The sequence below is a fragment of the Pseudomonas rossensis genome (genome assembly GCF_039888995.1).
Taxonomy (GTDB): Bacteria; Pseudomonadota; Gammaproteobacteria; order Pseudomonadales; family Pseudomonadaceae; genus Aquipseudomonas; species Aquipseudomonas rossensis.
In genome coordinates this window covers 1-12,229 of sequence record NZ_JBBWCB010000044.1, presented here as the reverse complement: position 1 = coordinate 12,229, position 12,229 = coordinate 1, and the positions used below count along the sequence as shown (strand labels likewise).

The following is a 12,229-nucleotide window of genomic DNA, read 5'->3' as shown; positions in this document are numbered from 1 at the left end:
AAGCTTACGCCACCTGCCTTGTCACTTCACCAACCCGCTGGCGCTGATTCCAATACTCTGCGATGCGGTCCAGGTAGATCAGGTGACGGCCTGGATTCTCAACCACATCGCTGCCCCACTCTGCCCGGTACGCTGCTGCATACGACCGAACGCGACTCAGCCAGCGGCGCAGCTGCTCGGTATCCATGGTGTTCAGCCTCTCACGCAGCGCCATCACCGATTGCTCGCGGCGCGTGGCGTAGGCTGTCGATCGATCCTCGGCAACGTGCTCGCGGTTGTGGCGATCCCAGCGACACGAACCGATATCGACACGCTCAGACATGCGCACGACGACCGCTGCAACAGGCTTGAGTGCCTTGGCGTCCAGCGTGTCGACCACGTTGGCGATGCTGGACCAGATCACAGCCCAATCACGCGCCCAATGGCTGGTGTCGACCTTGGCGCCGTACCAGCCCAAAACGAATTCACTCACCCGGCCAGGCCCCCAAGCCTCTCGACCATTCACCGCCGCTTGGTGGCTCTTGATCGCGGCAAGGGCCATCCAATAGGCCACTTCCTTGCGCTTGGGCGTGCACTCGCCTAGCTCGACCGTCAGCCACACCAGAGCATGCGCCACGTTGATGTCCTGGCCGTTGGCGATTGGTGAGTACAGCGCGTTCCCGAAGTGCTGCAGCGGCTTCGGCAGCGTCCCTATCGCCGATTGCACCAGACCAGCAGCCAACATGTGAGCGCAGCGGCCGTTGCTGTCACGCATGGACGGCATGGTCTCCCCGACCACCCTGCCCTTCTTCCCCAGCCTCGAACGTTCCTGAGCAGCAGCCAGAACCGAGTCACGGCTCTCGTGCAACGCTTCCCGCCATGCCTGCCGCGCACTGATCAGTTTCATGATTTTCCCCTTATTGCGTAGTTCTGCGTAGTTCGGTGTTTCAGGGCAATCGCTTGGCAGGCCGAGCATCTAAACCTTCAGCATCAGTGGTGAACGGTCCGTGCCCCACGGTCTTTTTAGCTATGTGGGCAGTCAAGAACGGTGCCCCCCGTAGTTCTTGTATCGATCTGCCATGCTGGTGACTTTGGCGAGTGGAATTCCTGAGTTGGACGAGTAGTCCGAGTCCTCGTCGAACAAATCCGGCCGCGCGTTATCGGTATCGGCTACAAGCTCAGTGAACCGGCTGTATCCGCCCTGGTATTGGACGCGCACAGTGCAAGGCTGAATCCCACGGGCGGCGCCGATGATGATTTCGGCAATGCCGCGGAATTGGGTGTTTGGTTCGTAGACCTCATCCCGATACACGAAAACGATCATGTCGGCGTCTTGCTCGATCGATCCGGAGTCACGAAGGTCAGACGGGATTGGGCGTTTGTTCGGGCGTTGCTCGAGCTGGCGGTTGAGCTGCGAAAGTGCGATGACGGGGACGTCCAGTTCCTTTGCCAGAAGCTTGAGCTGACGGGTGATTTCACTGATGCGCTGCACAGAGTTTGCCCGTGCGTCGTCGACGTCCACCAAACCGATGTGGTCGACCACGATCAGATCGAGTCCGCAATTCAGCTTCTGCCGGCGAGCCACGGAACGGATGCGGTTTACAGTGACGCCGCTGCGGTCGTACAGCTCGATAGCAGCGCCATCGATTAGCGCAGAAGCCTCAAGAATTTGCGTTGGATGCGTTGTGAGTGCTGAACCGTCCTTGAGCGCTTTCAACGGGATGCTGCCCAGGGATGACAGGGATTTATCCATCAGCTCGCCGTGGGACATTTCTTGGCTAAACACCAACACGCGCTTGCCGCTGTGCACGGCGACGTTGTCGACGATGTTCATCGCCAAGGTGGTTTTGCCCATCTTCGGGCGGCCAGCGATGATGATTAGCTGGCCGCCCTTCAAACCCATGATCTTGGCGTCAAGCGATGGGATGCCTGTGCTGAGTCCGTCCATCTGGCCGCCCAGTGCTTCACGACGCTCGATCTCTTCAATGTGCTTGCGGACAGCTTCGCCAGCCGTAATGGTTTCGGAACCTGTGGAGCTGCCGCCGATGGCGTTGATCTCAGCTTGGGACTGGGTGATTTTGTCCTCGGTGCCGGAATCGCCCTGCGCAATTTCGTGTATGGCCTGGGCTGCGGTCATGAGGGCGCGGATGGTGCTGCGCTCCAATACGGTGTTGGCATAGGACCTTGCGTTAGCAACGCTAGGTGTGTCGCGGTACAGGGCGCCTGTGTAGCCCAGCGCATTTTCGCCGCCTGGCAAAAGTCCGATGTGGTTGGCTACCGTGAGGAAGTCGATTCCGGCGTTTTGGGTCTTAAGTGCAAGTATCGCGTCGAACACGGCACGGTTGTCAGCGAAGAAGAAATCGGACGTTTTGAGGTCTGCTGACAGGATTTCGATCAACTCGGGCTTGATCAGCATTGCGCCCAGCACTGCGTGCTCGGCCTCGAGGCTGTAGGGGTCACGCATGGTAATTACCCTCAATGACTTTAACGAAGTTGCTGGCGTTGATCAGCCAATCGAACGTGGCGCGGAATGGGGCTCCGCCGTTGCGGCCAGCGGTGTTGCCCAACAGGAATGGGGATTTTTTGACTTGGAAAAAATAATCAGCCCAGAACTGGAGGTCCTGGTGCACTGGGTTTTCACGCCAACGCGCTTGCAGGTGTTTGCGCCGGGTGTTGTTGAGCAGTACGACTGCGGGAAGTTCGGGTAGCCCCTTGTGGTACAGATCGACGATGGCTTGAGCGGGACACGGTGGGGGGGTGTTTCCTGATTCTTGTTGCGACTGGGCGGCATCGGGTAGACGCTCGGCGTCGACGAGAGTCTTTTGATCTTTAATCCCTGTCCCTGTCCCTGTCCCTGTCCCTGTCCCTGTCTTAGCCGTGTCCTGTTCGTGACCTGTCACAGTGACAAGTCCGTGACCTATCACGCCATCATCATCGGACTGTATGAGGTCGTATTGCGATCTGAGTTCGGAGGTTGTCACGTTATAGGGAAGGACGATTCCAGTATTTCGAAGAGCTTCGAACATGCGCTTACGATCCTCTCTCTCCCTTTGTTTGCGGGACTTTTCGTTCTCTTTTATCTCGCGATACTCAACACGTTCGGCCCACGCCTCCATTGCTTTTTCAGTGACAACCGAATGGTATAAACGTCCATCGGAACACTCGACAAAACCACGAAGCGCGCCGGCACGAACCTTCTTCCAACCCTTAACATCTCGACCAAAACCAGCGTAAGCCGCTAGTGCAGCGTCAGCGTTTGGGAGAGAACCGGCAGGAATTTGATTCCAAGATGCACACCAAAGCATCACGGCGGCGCGAAATTCTTCGCCAGTTGCCTCGATGGCCAGATCACTGTCGCGCAATCTGTTGACGTCGAGCGGCATAAAAGCCATTCCACGAAGGTCAACATCAGCAGGAATTGGCGGCTCAGGCTTCATGAGACTGGCTCCCTTTTGGCCTTAAGGACAAGCGCACGTAATAGCGAATCATGTGGCGTTGTAACGACTGGCGAAGTGGTGTTGATGCAGGCACCAGCAAAAGGGCGGAAGCCATTGCGGCGTAATCGTCGGCAGTGAATGGTTTTGGGGAAGCCATGGTCAGTCCCATCCCAGCGGACCAGGCCGCTTCTTCTCAGCCTTCAGCCCGATCTCAGCCAGGGTTTCCAGCGAATGCAGGTATGCAGCCGTTACGACAATGGCTGACTGGGGAACCACGCGCAGCCCTAGGAACGAAAGCACCTTGGCCCATCTTGCGTACTCTCCCTCGTTCCAGCGCGAGACAGTCGACTCACTCAACCCGGTTTCACGAGCTATCTCTTTCTGACCCACGGACAAAACCCGCTGCAAGATTAGGGTTTCCGTTTCCCGTGAGCTTTCGGCGCCTTCTTGGCTTAATGAGTTCGTCGACATGGTCAGACGACCTCTGAGTCGCGACTAGCCTGAGACTGCGAAGGGAATGGTTTGATTTCTTCAGCCGAAAAGGAGCCATCGCGATGGGTGATTACATCAACCTTGCGGCCAATCCGGAGAGCTTTGCTTAACGCCCCCTGAGTAATGCAAAGCTTTTTGGCCGCGGCGGTTTGGCCATGAGCCTCGCAAAAATCGGCCAACGGGATACGTTCCATGGTGACACCTCGTGTGAATGACCATGTGAGTATTTCCTGCGGAATTATTAAAGTCAATGCCTGCGGAATTTGCCGGGCATGCCCTGCGGGAATAATCTGCGTCTATGAGCCAGAAAAAACGTGAACTCGATCAGTGGGAAAAAGATGAGTGCGCAGCCTTGAAAGAGGCTATCGCGGAATGGAACCGAGCCCGCCCCAAAAGCGAGCGCATAACCCAGGAGCAAGCAGGAGAAGCTCTTGGGATGAATCAAGGATCGTTCAGCAACTATCTAAATGGCAGAACCGCACTAAACCTCGACTTCGCTTTCAAGGTGAAAGTTTTATTCGGAATCCCTGTAGAAGATTTCAGCCCAAGATTAGCTGCGGAGATTCGCGAAAAATATGCGCTTATAGATGGCATACAGCAGCTGGAGACTGAAAGAACGCACGAAGCACTTAATAAGGTTGGTGGTGGGGGGAACGTTGCTTTTTGGACCCTCGCTAACTTCTTCGACGCCTGCAAGGAGGACGGCTTTGGACGTCGACGAGATTTCGTGAAGCGAACCAGGGATTGTGTTGTTCATTCCCTAAAGGATCGTGAAGGAAAAGTAGAGCGACTTTATAGCTTGTTCTATTCAATCGCAGCAGCAGAACTTGATGGACAGTTAACCGATGAAGAAGTTGGAATACTCAGCTACTTAGTTGTGGCGCTTGATGCCAAATACGACCGACAAGAGAATTTAATTCCAGACTGACAAGAATAACCACAAGATAAAATTACACCTGGAGAACGGACATGGGTTACAAGGAAGTCTTTCTGTGCAGCTATCTGGGCGCGGCGTTGCTGATGTTTGTATTTCTTTTTTGGAAGCTTATAAGGATGACGCGCCGCTTGATTTGGGTAGGCACGGACACGCGCAAAGCTACAGAATTTCTCCTTGGTCGACTTCCAATGACGCTCGTCGTGTGGGTATGGTCCAGCTTCTTTTTCGGTTCAGTGATCGGCGCAATATGGTCAGGCATGCACTGGCTTACGAGGTAACCACCTCGGCCAAACCCGCAATCTGCGGGTTTTTTTATGCCCAGGAAAATTATTATTCCCGCAGGCATTGACGATAATAATTTCCTGCGGCAATATTAACCATACCTAGCCAATGACCCGACCTGATGCAGCTCGCCGCATGTCCTGCATTAACCACGGCCAAGCAAGACGGCAGATCATTGAATGTGATGGCCACTTTACCTTTCTCATTAGCGCCTATGGACTCTGAGCGAGGAAAAAAATTTGAATCCGGCCGGCACAACAACCTTGGAATTCGGAGAGACCATATGAACACCGCTCGCAAACTCAGCCTCGTCAGCAGCATCCTGAAGCCAGGAAAAGTCATGGCAAAACTCAGAGAAAAGCCACGAGCTAAACTTGAAATTCATAGGTTGCCGTTTGTGGGGCGCGATCATGTAGCCCCCAAGAGCGGAGGTATCAGCTTTTGGGATGTGCCGCTGACTGGCGGGTACTTAGGAGGAATTGAGACGGGATCGGCTATAGCCAGCATGTTTCTCGTCCACCTGCGCCGCCAGGGGAGCGGGGGCGATCGACAAGCAATCAGCCTTTCAAATATTTACTGCGAAATGATTGCCCGTATACCTGGAACGATGGAAGAAACCGACACCCTCAAAGGACAAGTAGTTGGCTTCAGTGGCGTGATACAGGAATGGCTCAAAGCTTCGGTGCAACAGTTTGGAGAAAACCTTGAAGCGCCAAATGGGATGCTCGATACCCTATTGGACCGCGCCAACGCCGGACTTGAATCAGGTCAGGACGACGCAAGACTCGAAAAGCTGTGCGATAAAATCGGCTTTATAGGATAGCTGCGACTGGCTACGAAAACGAATAGCCTTCCAACTGAAATAGGGATCTTCAAATGTCAAAGCAGGAAAAAAGTGAGCTTTCTTGGAAAGTTGAAGATCTAGATCGCCGACTTAAAGCATCTAACGACATTATTATCCTTTTGCTCGGATCATTGCCAATGGCCGATGCAGGTCTCTCAGAAGTGCTTCTTCAGCAATTTGTAGGGATGAAAGATAACGACTTTTGCCGGAAACCCGAATTTGAAATTCTTCTCGATCGTTCGATAGACGCCCTAGGACCAGGCCCCCTTATTCTGGAAACTGTGGACTAGATCACTTCCAGATATCCGATCCGGAAAGTCAAACGGCCCGTCCCAGGCTCCAACGAAACACCTTGCTTCGTAAGGTTTCCACCCGACTGAACTGCATGGCGAGGTATCCCCATGACCGCCAGAAATCGGCTATTCGGATAATCGTGTGTAATTCATGAGGGTCAGCTATAATCCAAATCCGGAATATCGTGTGTAACTGGTAATCGAAAATGACTGAGCGAACCCAGATTTGGAGTAGCGGTGGTGGAACCCAAAGCAGCGCGATTGCCGCGCTCATTTGCCAAGGAGAGCTAAGCCCAGACCTTTCGATCATCGTCGATACTGAGCGCGAGATGAGCACCACCTGGGATTACATGGATCGCTGGGTGTTGCCAGCCTTGGAGGCGGCAGGGGTTAAGCTGCACAGGGTTGCCAAAAGCCGCTACGCAACGGTTGACCTGATGCGCAATGACGACCTGCTGATCCCTGCATTCACTACTGAAAGTGGGTCGATAGGTAAGCTCCCGACCTATTGCAGTAATGAGTGGAAGCAGCGGGTCATGCGGCGCTGGGCATCAGAACAAGGTGTTCTCCAGGCCGATGTATGGATTGGCTTCACGATTGATGAGATGCGTCGTGTCACCCAGCCAATGGGTAAGTGGCAGAACCGCTACCCGCTGATTGAACGGCGCATGACACGCGGCGACTGCATAGCCCTTGTTAAGCGCATGGGCTGGCCTGGGCCACCTCGTTCGGCCTGCTGGATGTGCCCCAACATGAATAAGCATGATCGTCGGTGGCAGAAAGAGAATGCCCCTGCTGACTTCGCAAAGGCCGTCCAGTTCGACAAAGACATTCGCCTGATTGACGAAGACCTCTGGCTGGTTGACACCGCTCAGCCGCTTGATGAGGCTGATTTCTCCTCTGGGGACGATCTCTTTACTGGTAGATGTGACTCAGGCATGTGTTTTGTCTAAAGTCATCGCCTTTGGCCGCCGTAGTAAGGAATCACTTTGACGGACATCCTTGATCTCGCTGACTGGACGGTGATCAGCTCAACCCTGAGCGATGGCACCTACAAGATCAGTGCCGAATACAAAGTTGCTCTTCAGGCATGCACCAAATGCGGCCTGATCGGCAAGTTGTACCGGCATGGCCCCAAGGTAGTGGCCTACCGCGATAGCCCTATCAGGGGCGCTCACGTCCAGCTTGAGGCCAAGGTTCAGCGATACAAGTGCCGGGAATGTGGAGGAACTTCTCTCCAGCCTCTGGAGGGCATCGAGGTTGATCGGCGCATGACTAAGCGGTGCGTCGAGTACATCAAGACTCAATGCCTGCGTGACACCTTCACCAGGCTGGCCGAGCACATTGGCTGCGACGAGAAGACGATCCGCAACATCGCTAACGACTACGTCCACTACATGAGCACCCAGTTCAAGCCGTACCTGCCAAATTGGCTAGGCATCGACGAGACCAAGATCGCCGGAGACATGCGCTGCGTCCTGACAGACGTAGGCCGAAACGTACCCATCGACATCCTTCCCCATCGCGATCAGGACACCTTGGCTCGCTGGCTTCACGGCTTCTCTGATCGCTCGACCTTGCTGGGCGTGGCCACAGATATGTGGCGGCCATACCTGAACGTGGTGAACATGATGGCGCCTGGCGTGCCAGTAGTTATCGACAAGTTCCACGTTGTCCGGATGGCTAACTACGCCGTGGACAAGACCCGCATCCGTCGCGGCAAGGCCCAGGGCGTCAAGGTCAACAAGGAGTGGAAGCGCAGTAAGGTGCTGCTCAACAAGAGCGGCGCGAACCTCACTGACAAGCAGGCTTTCAACCTCGATATGTGGGTCGATAACGACGCTGAGATTGGTCAGTCGTATCAGTTCAAGGAGGACTTCTACGCCCTGTACAACCTCCCAAAGGCCGAGGCCATCCCAGCCATTGAGGCATGGGTCACCCAGGTGAAGGCAAGCGACGTAGCGGTGGATTACAAAGACCTGCTGTCAGCCCTGAAGAACTGGCGGCAGCAGATCGTCAACTACTTCGACAACCCCATCACCAACGGCTACACCGAGGCCCTGAACGGCATGACCAAGGTCATCAACCGGAATGGTCGCGGATACACCTTCGACATCATCCGGGCCCGCGTCCTCTTCTCCAGAAGCGCAAGGGCGGGACAATCACCGGACTGGTTCTGCGCTTCATGCGGCGGGCTGTTCTTCGAGGATGAGCGAGCTTCCTGGATGCCCACCGAGGAAGGTGATGATCGAAAACACTGCATCTGTCCTGAGTGCAGTGAAAGATCAATTACACAGTCAATGGAGTGGGAAGACACCATCGACTGGGCAGCTGTTTACACACAGTTATCCGAATAGCCCAGAAATCAAGACTCCACTGAGCGCATCCTTATCAGTCGGAATGATGTGATGCATATGCTCGGTATCAGCAGCACCACACTTCATCGTGTCCGTAGTAAGGACTCGAACTTTCCCAAGCCAATCAAAGACGGACCACACCGCCAGGCACACGCCTACTTTGTGAAATCCGAGGTGGAAGCCTGGATCAAATCAAAGGGAGACAGCAGGGCTGCCGCGTAACTACAATCCTCTCGCCCCGCCATCAGAGCGGGGCAATATTTCTGCTAAGATCCGCCACAGTGCAAGCCTTCCTGTATGGCCGTTTGTATGGCCACCATCGAAACACTCTTATTCCGCCAGTGTTTGTTGGAAAATTAGGGTCTCCCTCGGGGCACCAAAATTAAGAAAGGTCTTGCTTTGCAAGGCCTTTTTTTTCGCCTATAGAAAAGTGAGCCCCACCCCGCCACTGCGTAGGAGCTGCTGAAGGCTGCGATCTTTTGATTTTGTCTTTTCGGTGCTACAGCCCCAAACCGTTCGCTAACGAATCAAGGATTCACACAATGGAATTGCCACTGGAAACCGTTGCCCTTTTCGCCCTCAAGCTGGCTTATGAGAGGGAGGGGGAAAGTCCGATTCTGCGGGATGATCCGATCATGAGTGACTATGAGCGGGAGGTGTTTGGGTTGCTGGTGCGGCGGGGGGATGTTGAGGGGATTCAGTTTAGAGTGGCGCACTGTGTAGGTTTGGCGCTGGACGCTATAGGCGGGGCTGATACGCCGCTAGGGCGCGAGCTGTATCGGTTGTCAGCTAATTTCAGCAATGCGCGGACGATGGAGCAGCTTGATGCGCCGCTCATTGCGCTTAGGGATTACTTGAAAGATATTCAGTGAGTAATCAGGCTTTGCCCAAAGAGTGGTACATCTCATCCATGGACTGCGCTTGGCCGACCTGTGTTGGTCGCCGCATCAGCGGGCTTTATTATCGAGGGTTCTGTTTTTATTGCGTGCGTACAACACGGCCCCGCCCGTCGGCAAATTCCCTCGAGTTTCCAGTTCAAACCATTTGGATTGGCTACGAATCAGGCCGCTGAGTTTGGTATGGCCATACAGACGTGAGTCGAAGGCAGGACGAAGCTTGCTGATGTTTGTTCCCAATGTGGCCAGCAGCGCCCAACCATCCTCTTCTGCGATGTCGTCGAGAATCTTGGCGATGAACTCCACAGGTACTTTCGCGTGTTTGGCCGATTGTGGCGGCGTCGACTGTTTATCCATCTCCGTAACTGAATCAGTTGTTTTGGGAGCTTTTTCGCCTTGGCTGGCTGGCTCGACGACTTCTTCGGCACGAAGAATCTCGGTGTAAATGAACTTGTCACAAGCAGAGACAAAAGGCTTGGGTGTCTTTTGTTCACCAAATCCATAGACCGTCATACCCTCCTCCCGCAGGCGCGCCGCCAGCCGGGTGAAGTCGCTGTCACTGGAAACCAGACAAAAGCCGTCAAAACGGCGGGTGTAGAGTAAATCCATCGCATCGATGATCAACGAACTGTCGGTGGCGTTCTTGCCCTTGGTGTAGGCGAATTGTTGGATGGGCTGAATCGAGTGCTCAAGCATGAGCTTTTTCCAACTGCCCAATTGAGGTCCGGTCCAGTCGCCGTACATTCGTTTCACGCTGGCAATGCCGTATTTGGCAATCTCCTCAAACAACCCTTCGACGATCGAGGCCTGAGCGTTGTCAGCGTCGATAAGCACCGCGAGGTGTTTTTGCTGGTTAGAGTGCGTGGACTTACTGACCATGGATCATCCTTGAAATGTGGCTGACAGGATCGGAAGTGAGGTGAACGGGTCTGAGCAGGCCGGATTCATCACGTCTTTTTTAACGGACATAAAAAGCCGAGACCTGAGACGTGTTGTAAAAACATTAGGGGAGGACTGCGAAAAAGGCCACTGTTTTGCCGTCACCACGCCAACCGTCCACGCAGGGGAAAGAAAGTCTGCTGGTGAAAAAGTCTGACCACAACAAAGGGGACACCCACTACGGGGAGGAGAAATCATGAACTGTTCCCGTTTTTTTCCCACGTTGACCGCGGTAAACACCACGCCCTCGCGCATGGATTTTCAGGAGTCGATGACTTCCTCCCCTTCCAGTCGCAACCAAGCATGACTTCACGCCGTCGGCTTACCCGACTCTTCCCGTCTCGTCGCCCGCACTGCAACCTCTATCGCCCGAACGCTGATTGCCGCAAATATCGCCGTCATCAACACCCCGTTGAACCCCAGCAAAATCGCCAGAACCCGCGAGACGGCCAGTTTCGGCACGAGTTCTCCATAGCCGATGGTCAAACCGGTCACGAAGCCGAAATAGATGCCGTCAAAAAGATCCCAGCCCTCTAGATAGCTGATGATGAGGCCGAACAGCACGATCAGCAGAAACAGTTACGGAGAAGATCGGCCAGACAACGCGCAAATAGAACCCGATTGCTTTGAAGAATTCTCGACGGACGTGCGATGCATGAGAGGGCTTCATGTCATGGGCTTCCTGAGGTTTGCCTGAGCGGCAGGTGTATTACATGCCATCAGCTCGGCACAGGCGCTGGAAACTGTTGGTCAACTGATCCATTTCACTCCCGCCTTGATCACATCTTTGTTTTCCAACCCGCCCATGACGTCAACCAACGGAGGGGACAACGCCTCTGGCAGTGCTCATCTAGACTTAATGGATAGTCGTAGGCAGAACCGAACACGTCGCTTTGGTGCAGTTCAATCAATAGCAGCGTGGCAAGCTGCCCTTTATGCCCAGTAGAGGTGCGGCAAAGACCGCGCCGGGCACAACAAGATGCCCGCTCAGGGTGCCCTGGCCAACGGCCTGAAATTGCCACGATACCGTGACGTGGTGTGAGTGCCGCAGCCGACACTTTCGGACGACCGACAACCCTCTGGTTTGTCCGTGACCGTGAGGAATGCTGAATGCCTGATGAGATGTTGCACCTGCCGATGGTCAACAGTCTGCTGGAGCGCCACAAGGGCTCCCCCGGCGCACTGTTGCCCATTCTTCATGAGATTCAGGAGGGCATCGGTTATATCCCCGATGCCGCCATCCCCGAGATTGCCCACGCGCTAAACCTGAGTCAGGCCGAGGTTCGCGGGGTGATCAGCTTTTACCATGACTTCCGTACCGCGCCGCCGGCTCGGCATATCCTGCGTCTGTGCCGAGCCGAATCCTGCAAGAGCCGCGGTGCCGAGCAGTTGGCCGCGCAGTTGCGCGAACGTCTGCAACTGGACGATCACGGCAGCAGCGCCGACGGCAACATCAGTTTGCGTCCGGTGTATTGCCTCGGCGCTTGCGCTTGCTCGCCCGCTCTGGAGCTGGATGGCCGGGTGCATGCGCGGCTGAGTGCCGAGCGTCTTGATGCCTTGCTCGACGCTTGCCGGGAGGACGCATGATGCCGCGTCTCTATCTGTCCGCTGATTCGCTGGCTCGTGCCGTGGGTGCTGATGAAGTGGCCTTGGCCCTCCAAAATGTGGATCTGCAACGCACCAGTTCTCGCGGCCTGTACTGGCTGGAACCGCTGCTGGAGGTGGACACCCCGCAAGGCCGAATCGGTTTTGGCCCGTTGACCGCTGCCGATG

General features: G+C 54.9%; 16 protein-coding genes and 1 pseudogene. 10 read left to right on the top strand and 7 right to left on the bottom strand.

Annotated elements, in window-relative coordinates:
- Positions 1–4: 4 nt before the first annotated feature.
- The 5 genes from WLY71_RS14010 to WLY71_RS13990 all read right to left on the bottom strand — a co-directional run bounded on the left by WLY71_RS14010 (position 5) and on the right by WLY71_RS13990 (position 4,102).
- Positions 5–886, bottom strand: coding sequence for a hypothetical protein (locus tag WLY71_RS14010; RefSeq protein WP_347804011.1), 882 nt, complete (start codon positions 884–886; stop codon positions 5–7).
- A gap of 132 nt (positions 887–1,018) precedes the next feature.
- Positions 1,019–2,443 (bottom strand): replicative DNA helicase, encoded by a 1,425-nt coding sequence (locus tag WLY71_RS14005; protein ID WP_347804010.1) that lies wholly within the window; start codon positions 2,441–2,443, stop codon positions 1,019–1,021.
- On the bottom strand, positions 2,436–3,416 hold the full coding sequence (locus WLY71_RS14000; RefSeq protein WP_347804009.1) for a DUF1376 domain-containing protein: 981 nt from the start codon (positions 3,414–3,416) through the stop codon (positions 2,436–2,438). Before WLY71_RS14000 ends, WLY71_RS14005 begins: the two co-directional genes overlap by 8 nt.
- Before the next feature lie 159 nt (positions 3,417–3,575).
- A complete protein-coding gene (locus WLY71_RS13995) occupies positions 3,576–3,887 on the bottom strand; it encodes a transposase family protein (protein WP_347804008.1) in 312 nt (103 codons plus the stop codon).
- 2 nt (positions 3,888–3,889) lie between these two features.
- Positions 3,890–4,102, bottom strand: a complete 213-nt coding sequence (locus WLY71_RS13990) for a Cro/CI family transcriptional regulator (protein WP_347804007.1) — start codon at positions 4,100–4,102, stop codon at positions 3,890–3,892.
- A gap of 104 nt (positions 4,103–4,206) precedes the next feature.
- Between WLY71_RS13990 and WLY71_RS13985 the strand changes: the two genes are divergently transcribed.
- The 8 genes from WLY71_RS13985 (at position 4,207) to WLY71_RS13950 (ending at position 9,493) form a co-directional block, all read left to right on the top strand.
- Complete coding sequence (locus tag WLY71_RS13985; protein ID WP_347804006.1) at positions 4,207–4,836, top strand: helix-turn-helix transcriptional regulator; 630 nt, start codon at positions 4,207–4,209, stop codon at positions 4,834–4,836.
- A gap of 41 nt (positions 4,837–4,877) precedes the next feature.
- A complete protein-coding gene (locus tag WLY71_RS13980) occupies positions 4,878–5,123 on the top strand; it encodes a hypothetical protein (RefSeq protein ID WP_347804005.1) in 246 nt (81 codons plus the stop codon).
- A 125-nt stretch (positions 5,124–5,248) separates the two neighbouring features.
- On the top strand, positions 5,249–5,950 hold the full coding sequence (locus WLY71_RS13975) for a hypothetical protein (protein ID WP_347804004.1): 702 nt from the start codon (positions 5,249–5,251) through the stop codon (positions 5,948–5,950).
- 53 nt (positions 5,951–6,003) lie between these two features.
- Positions 6,004–6,261, top strand: coding sequence for a hypothetical protein (locus WLY71_RS13970; RefSeq protein WP_347804003.1), 258 nt, complete (start codon positions 6,004–6,006; stop codon positions 6,259–6,261).
- Between the two features lie 209 nt (positions 6,262–6,470).
- Positions 6,471–7,217 carry a hypothetical protein gene (locus WLY71_RS13965; protein ID WP_347804002.1) on the top strand — a complete coding sequence of 249 codons (747 nt, stop codon included), beginning with the start codon at positions 6,471–6,473 and terminating at the stop codon, positions 7,215–7,217.
- 36 nt (positions 7,218–7,253) lie between these two features.
- The gene (locus WLY71_RS13960; RefSeq protein WP_347804001.1) at positions 7,254–8,621 is read left to right on the top strand and encodes an ISL3 family transposase; all 1,368 of its coding nucleotides are present in this window, start codon (positions 7,254–7,256) and stop codon (positions 8,619–8,621) included.
- Between the two features lie 27 nt (positions 8,622–8,648).
- Positions 8,649–8,843 carry a helix-turn-helix transcriptional regulator gene (locus WLY71_RS13955; protein ID WP_347804041.1) on the top strand — a complete coding sequence of 65 codons (195 nt, stop codon included), beginning with the start codon at positions 8,649–8,651 and terminating at the stop codon, positions 8,841–8,843.
- A 320-nt stretch (positions 8,844–9,163) separates the two neighbouring features.
- A complete protein-coding gene (locus tag WLY71_RS13950) occupies positions 9,164–9,493 on the top strand; it encodes a hypothetical protein (protein WP_347804000.1) in 330 nt (109 codons plus the stop codon).
- 75 nt (positions 9,494–9,568) lie between these two features.
- Here the strand turns inward: WLY71_RS13950 and WLY71_RS13945 are convergent, their stop codons facing one another.
- Positions 9,569–10,396 carry an NYN domain-containing protein gene (locus tag WLY71_RS13945; protein ID WP_347803999.1) on the bottom strand — a complete coding sequence of 276 codons (828 nt, stop codon included), beginning with the start codon at positions 10,394–10,396 and terminating at the stop codon, positions 9,569–9,571.
- Positions 10,397–10,765: 369 nt separating this feature from the next.
- Positions 10,766–11,126, bottom strand: a pseudogene (locus tag WLY71_RS13940) (potassium channel family protein).
- A 440-nt stretch (positions 11,127–11,566) separates the two neighbouring features.
- Between WLY71_RS13940 and WLY71_RS13935 the strand changes: the two are divergent.
- Together WLY71_RS13935 and WLY71_RS13930 are read left to right on the top strand one after the other, a co-directional pair.
- Complete coding sequence (locus WLY71_RS13935) at positions 11,567–12,043, top strand: formate dehydrogenase subunit gamma (RefSeq protein ID WP_347803998.1); 477 nt, start codon at positions 11,567–11,569, stop codon at positions 12,041–12,043.
- On the top strand, positions 12,040–12,229 hold a 190-nt coding region (locus tag WLY71_RS13930; RefSeq protein WP_489685669.1), incomplete at its 3' end, for a thioredoxin domain-containing protein. The genes WLY71_RS13935 and WLY71_RS13930, both read left to right, overlap by 4 nt.